Origin of the sequence: Mycolicibacter engbaekii (assembly GCF_002101585.1) — a bacterium.
In the GTDB taxonomy this organism is placed as follows: Bacteria; Actinomycetota; Actinomycetes; order Mycobacteriales; family Mycobacteriaceae; genus Mycobacterium; species Mycobacterium engbaekii.
In genome coordinates this window covers 71,442-77,757 of sequence record NZ_LQOT01000057.1, presented here as the reverse complement: position 1 = coordinate 77,757, position 6,316 = coordinate 71,442, and the positions used below count along the sequence as shown (strand labels likewise).

Below are 6,316 nucleotides of genomic sequence, written 5' to 3'. Positions count from 1 at the left end.
CTGTGGGGGAGGCGAGGTCGTGCCGGGGGGCCGAAGGGGTTAGGCCGGTCTGCGCCGGAGTGCCGATGGCACGGCGAGTGCGGGCCCGCGTTAGATTCACGGCGAGCCCCCATAGCCCAATTGGCAGAGGCAGCGGACTTAAAATCCTCTGAACTGGCCGTTTGTTGTGTTGGGTTGCGACGGGTGTGGCTGAGTAAGGCCCTTCTAGCTGCGGAGATGCTGTTGATCGCGTTGGTTGGCGCATAGGCTGAACGAAACTACTGCGGTATCGACTGCGGTACAGCGTGGACGGTCCGCGCGTTTCTGTTGCCGGCTCCGGGCGGGTGCGTCATATGGGTCCGTAGTGGTTGCGGTGCTCTCAATCACCGACTTCCTCGACGACCCGCGGCGTTGGAGGGTCTCACTGTCCATATCACTAACGCAGCGGTGGTGGCGTGTCCTCTCGTGGACGTGTGATGCGCATGGACGCATACATTCCGATGGGCGTTGGCTGAAGGGATGGCGTCAGCGGTAGTGTGCTGCAGTCGGCGCCACCTTAAAGCTGTTCCCCCCACGTTAGTTGCGCCGCACAGCTCCACCGCGGCCGCGTCGGTGCTCGTAGGTGCACCAGCATGGAACCGGTGGTCTGCGGTTCGCACCTAGTCGCACGGCAGCTACTTTGCTTAACTAGCAGATCTAAATCTGCTGGTAGCGGCGCGCCTGTCGGCGTCGGCCGCTATGGTGCGCTATCGTTCCCCCGGTCACAAACCGGGCAAAGCGGTCGAGGCAAGAGACTGGAGTAGTTATCATGGGTGTTGTGTCCCGAGCTGCTCACACAACGACCGGAATCCAGCCCGAGCCCGAATCTCGGCGCTTCGGGCTGACGGTGAGCACTCGCGATTTTGACATGTTGGCGAACGCTCTCGACCGTATTGGCGATGCCGAACGGGAAGCCGAAGTTGCGTCGACAACGCTGCGTATCTGTTGATCGCTGAGGGCTGCCAGTCTCAGTGTCTTTCCAGGATTGGATGGAAAATCCGCCCGCTTTTCTGGCGCGCTATGACGTTGCCAATGGCGATTGGAATCGGTTCTACAACCGGTACACTGCGGGCACCCAGAGTCCGCCCCTGCTGCGGATAATCGAAATTGCGGTCGCCCATGGTGTGCAAAGCATTCTGGTCGAGACGCGCTACATCGACGCCGACTGGCGCAGCGAGCATGCACGGTTCTACTCGACCACCTACAAGCGTTATCCGTCGATAGCGCACCGCGCACATTTCTTCACCCAGCCGCTTCCGGGCGATCTGAGTGATCTGTCCGGGTTGGTAGACGCGTACAAGGGTTACACGGTGTTCCGTCCGATCCCCACGCAACCCGTTGGCCGCACCATGATCGAGCCACCCCCGGAACTCAAAGATGCAATGCGCTGCGAGACAACGGAATCGGTCGATGTATTGGGCTGGCGGATGGTGGTCAAGGGCATGCCGTTCGTTAGCCAGGACGCCCAGTACATGCGGTGCGCCCATGCGGACATTTGGATGGTGCTCCGCCACGCATTTTTGAGGCGGCAACTGGGACAGAGGCTTTCGTCAGATATCCACGACGCCACCATGGGTGGCGTCATTGCGGGACGAGAGGTCCCGTCCGAGGGATTGTCCTCATATCAAATGATGGCCGGGCTGTCGACACTCGGCTTGTCGCCGGCGATACTGCCACTGCCTCAATCGAAGTCGGCCAGCGATGCCGCTGGTGTTCTCGGTTTATTCGACATTGTGTGCCGCTATGTGAACAGCAACATCAGCCCCATTATTGTCTCGGACAACCACGTGTGGCTGATCGTTGCCTACGCCAGGTCTGCTTCGGCAGCGCACCCGAGCTTGACGTTGTATCGCCACGACGACGCGGCGGGCCCGTACATCAGAGTCGAAGATCCGTGGAACGAGCCGGCATCACCGCATCAGCGGTGGAAGCAGGTCATGCTTCCATTGCCACCAAAGATCTACATGACTGCAGAACGGGCCGAGGAAGTTGGCAAGTGGTGGTTTCGCACGTGGATCTCTTCAGTCGCGCCCACCAATCCCGCCGTCGAAGCGCATAATTCGAATAATCTGACCTTCCGTACGTACGGGATCGATTCCAGCGAGTACAAGTTTGCGCTCGCCACACGGCCAGGGTTTGATCCCGTGGTAGCTGCCAAGTACCGGCTAACGCCTCTGCCTAGGAACTTGTGGGTCGTTGAGGCGATCGACCGCCGTCTGCGTGGTGCTCAAGCCGAACATGTACTCGGTGAAGTACTCGTCGACCCGACCGCCAGTCACTACACGATGGCGCATGACCCCGGCATCGTTGCCGCGCATGCTCCGGGATTTTGGTGGATCACCACACCCGACATCGCGCATGAAGACACCGGCACCAGCTCTGAGTCCCCATACTCCACAGGCCGCCCCGACTGCAGCAGCCGGGCATTCTGACCCTCGCTCCGAGGGCAAGGAACCTGCACGATAACTCCACCGGGTGGTAAACTTGTAGCCGCTCCGCCTCGGGACTTACCGCCCAAGATCCATTATTTGTCGTGGTAGGGACGTACTCTGGTAAGTATGACGCGAACCTCTTCCAATGCTTACCAGGTGGGTTCGGGCCTGGAGCGCGCGATCGTCGATCTAGTTCGGGTAGGAGCCAGCGGTTACGGACCTGGAGTTCGCCAGCTGGCGTCACGGCTGGTCCGCTCAGTGCCCGCGGAGGTCCACGATGCCGATCTGTTTCGCCGCGCAGTCCATGAGGCGATGAGCCACAGTCCAGAGACCACAGGTCTGCGGTTTTCCGGTGGCGCGATCCCGGTCGACGCCGATGGCACACATGCGCTCGCTGACGTGCATCCACTGCCTGACGGCCACGGATTGGTACTAGCGCCGGCGGCGATGTCGCAATTGCAGGAAATCGTCGATGAACGGGCCCGCGCCGGCGAGCTGGCCCGCGCCGGCGTGGGATTGACCCGCACAGTTCTGTTGAGTGGTCCTCCCGGTGTAGGCAAGACCCTCGCTAGTCATTGGATTGCGCAATCTGTTAATCTGCCGCTGGTTTCGCTGGACTTGTCCGCGGTGGTGTCAAGCTACCTGGGGGCCTCGGGCCGTAATATCCGCGCGGTACTGGATTACGCCAAGTCTGGACCGTGTGTCCTGCTGCTCGATGAATTCGATGCGGTGGCCAAGCGTCGAGACGATCAAGGCGATGTCGGCGAATTGAAGCGCATCGTGAACGTGATCCTCGTAGAACTGGATCGGTGGCCTGATAGCAGTTTGCTCATCGCGGCAACCAATCACCCCCAACTTCTGGACCCAGCCGTAGATCGGCGTTTCGATCGCACAGTACAGTTGTCGCTACCTGCAATTGAGCAACGGCACCAGGTGCTCGTGAACCTGATGAGCGCAGCAACTGATGACGCCGCACTAATCATGCTTGCCGCTGAAATCACTGAGGGGTCCAGTGGTTCCGATCTTGTCCGAATGTGGAATCTGGTGCGCCGCAGGGCTATTCTCAACGCGACCGACCTGCGTGATGAACTGGTCATCGAACTGCTCAAGAACCACCCGAAGCATGGATCGTCACGCGATGCGCTGTGGCTCGCCGCCCATGACCGCCTCGGATGGTCGAGCCGACAAATCGCCGATGCTGTCGGAGTCAGCCATCCAACGGTTTCCAAGGCGGTTGGCCGGGCGCGTGAGGCGATCGCATGACGAATCCGACTGGAGACGGTTTTCCACAGCGACGTCTGTTGCATGGCGGCGAGGCGCTACGAATTGAAGTCACACCCGCCCGCGGTGGTGGCGGCGACAAATTCGAGCCACAAACCGCCGAACAGGCGCGTGAACTGTTGCTTCCTCAAGTCACTGAGGTAGCCCAGCGTGCACATAGTCTCCCAGCCCAGCTCCGCGCACCTGATCGGGTTTACCTCGAAGCCAAGCTATTGCCCAACTACATTGCAGCAACATATTTTCCAACCGAATTGCTCAACCAGATCGGCGCGATTCCCGTGGGTTCCCGTGCCGCGGTTGGCCAGTACCAGACCGCCACCCGGACAACACGCCAAGGCACGCGCCGGATTGTGTTCACCGTTCCAGATGCCGGGGTGGACAGCTTGCTGAATCTGATCCAGACCGGTGGCCAAATCGGGCAGGCACGGAGTCAGTTGCAGGCATTTCAAGAGATTCGAATGTTCGACGAGATCGGGCTTCCCGCCACCGAAGAAGTTCTGCGATTGCCGGACAACGCGATTGAAGACGAACTAGAGTCCGACGAACTGACGTGGGAAGCTGTTCTTCACCCCTTCACCGTCTCGTCAACCGGTGCGATTGTGCCTGCTGGTGCCACCACACTAGATCGGTGGTTCGATCTCATCGAGTCCGTCGGCGGCCAGATCTACCATGACTTCGTCAGTAAGGTAAGCGGTTTGACGTTCGTTCCGTTACGTGCACCCGCCAGCGCTGCACTACGACTTAGCGAATTCAACCCACTTCGCGCACTGCACCCGATGCCGACTCTTAGCCCGCGTCCTCAGCAGATAGGCCTGCGCCAGCTGGTACAGACCCAGCCTCCAGCAACGTCTGCGCCGGTTACTGACACCGTGCGGGTGGCCGTATTCGATGGTGGTGTCGACACCTCCGGTGGCCCCAGTGAGCTATTTGCCATTCCCACGGTAGATTTGACCACTGCACCTCCTCTGCCTCGCGACCTCGCACATGGGACCGGCGTGGCCGGTGCTGTACTGTACGGGCTGCTCGTCCCTGGCCAAACGGCACCGCAACCTCCGCTTCCGGTGGAAAGCTTCCGGATTCTGCCGCCGCCGCCCAATGTGCCCGCCGATCTCGCCGGGTACTGGGTGCTGGATCGGATCGTTGAAACTGTCTCGACCGGCAACTACCAAATCGTGAACCTGAGCTTAGGTGTCGACAGCGCTGTCGAAGACGGCACAGAACCAAATCGGTGGACCAGCGAATTGGACAACCTGGCATGGGAAACCGACGCGTTGTTCATTGTGGCTGCCGGAAACAATGGCTTAGAAGACCACGCCACCGGGCTGGATCGTATCCAAGTCCCGGCCGATATGGCGAACGGGTTAGCCATCGGGTCCTGCGATACCGCCACACCGACAACGCCATGGGGGAGGGCGCCCTACTCGGCGATCGGTCCGGGTCGGCAGGGCAACGTCATTCAGCCCGTGGGTGTGCAGTTCGGCGGAGATTCGCGCACGCCATTTGAGGTGTTGCGTGCCGATGGTACCCATTGGCAGTCCGCTGGGACCAGTTATGCAGCGCCGGTGGCGACCCACGCCTTGGCCGACCTGGCGTCGCGGCTACCGCGCGTGAATAGCAGTGTGCTGCGCGCATTCACTGTGCATTTCGCCGAGCGGCATCGGCATTACAAGAGCCGCCAAAATGAACTAGGTCATGGGCGACTGCCAACGCAGTATGCCGACATTCTTGATTGTGGGCCCGACGAGGTGCATGTGCTATTCATCGACTCGATCACCAGAGGAGAATTGGTCGGCTATCAACTGCCAGCCCCGGTCAGCGATGGCAGACTAAGCCTGCATGTCACGCTGGCGTACGCTTCACCGGTCGATCCCACTCAACCCACCGAGTACACCAATGCTTCACTGGATCTAACGTTGCGGCCGCACCACTTGAACTACAAGCTCTATCCGCCTAAGGATCGGCCAGAAGCCGGTAAGCCCCAGACGTTGAGCTTGGCGTCTGAGGAAGCACGAGAGCTGCTGGCGCAAGGGTGGCGGTTCGGCGATCATCCGGTGACCATGACCTTGCCGGGATACAAAGGAAAATCGGAACATCGGTTGCGCGACAGCGGCAAATGGGAGACTCTGCGCCACCATCGGTTGACGCTGCCTGCTGGCTCCGTGAGCGAACCGCGCATCGAAATCGGGTACGTAGCCCGTAAGGCCGGTGCGTTGGACAGTGCGCCCACCGAGGTGCCGTTTGCATTGCTAATTACATTGCGGGACAAAAATTCTAGTGGCACACTTTACGATCAGATTGCCGCTCGATACCGTGTCCTGCAGCCAGTACCACGCATCCGAGTCCGTCAGCAGATCAACGGCCAACGCGCGCACTGGTCTTGAGTAATTCGGCGCATCCTTGGTGAGCGGTTCGAAGCACCGCTACCGCTAGTTCGTCGGCCGGGCGAGCCGTCGAGGCCCGTTAACTCCAGTGAGAGGGCCAAGCTGTCCGCGCGATGCCGGGTACGTGTTCATGGTGCCCCGGTATCACTCTGTAGAGCGTCCCGTAGAGGACTGTTCACCGAACGCAGGTCATCCCAGGATTGC

The 6,316-nt window shown here is 60.3% G+C and carries 3 protein-coding genes; all 3 read left to right on the top strand.

Translation table 11 applies throughout. From position 1 onward, the window contains the following. Positions 1 to 1,007 precede the first annotated feature (1,007 nt). The 3 genes from AWC02_RS15450 (at position 1,008) to AWC02_RS15440 (ending at position 6,112) form a co-directional block, all read left to right on the top strand. Entirely contained in the window at positions 1,008 to 2,450 is a 1,443-nt protein-coding gene (locus AWC02_RS15450; RefSeq protein WP_133055656.1) for a hypothetical protein, read from the top strand. 126 nt (positions 2,451 to 2,576) lie between these two features. Beyond that, positions 2,577 to 3,713, top strand: a complete 1,137-nt coding sequence (locus AWC02_RS15445) for an AAA family ATPase (RefSeq protein WP_085129615.1) — start codon at positions 2,577 to 2,579, stop codon at positions 3,711 to 3,713. Next, positions 3,710 to 6,112, top strand: coding sequence for a S8 family peptidase (locus tag AWC02_RS15440; protein WP_085129614.1), 2,403 nt, complete (start codon positions 3,710 to 3,712; stop codon positions 6,110 to 6,112). The genes AWC02_RS15445 and AWC02_RS15440 overlap by 4 nt, the downstream gene beginning before the upstream one ends. The last annotated feature ends 204 nt before the right edge of the window (positions 6,113 to 6,316 follow it).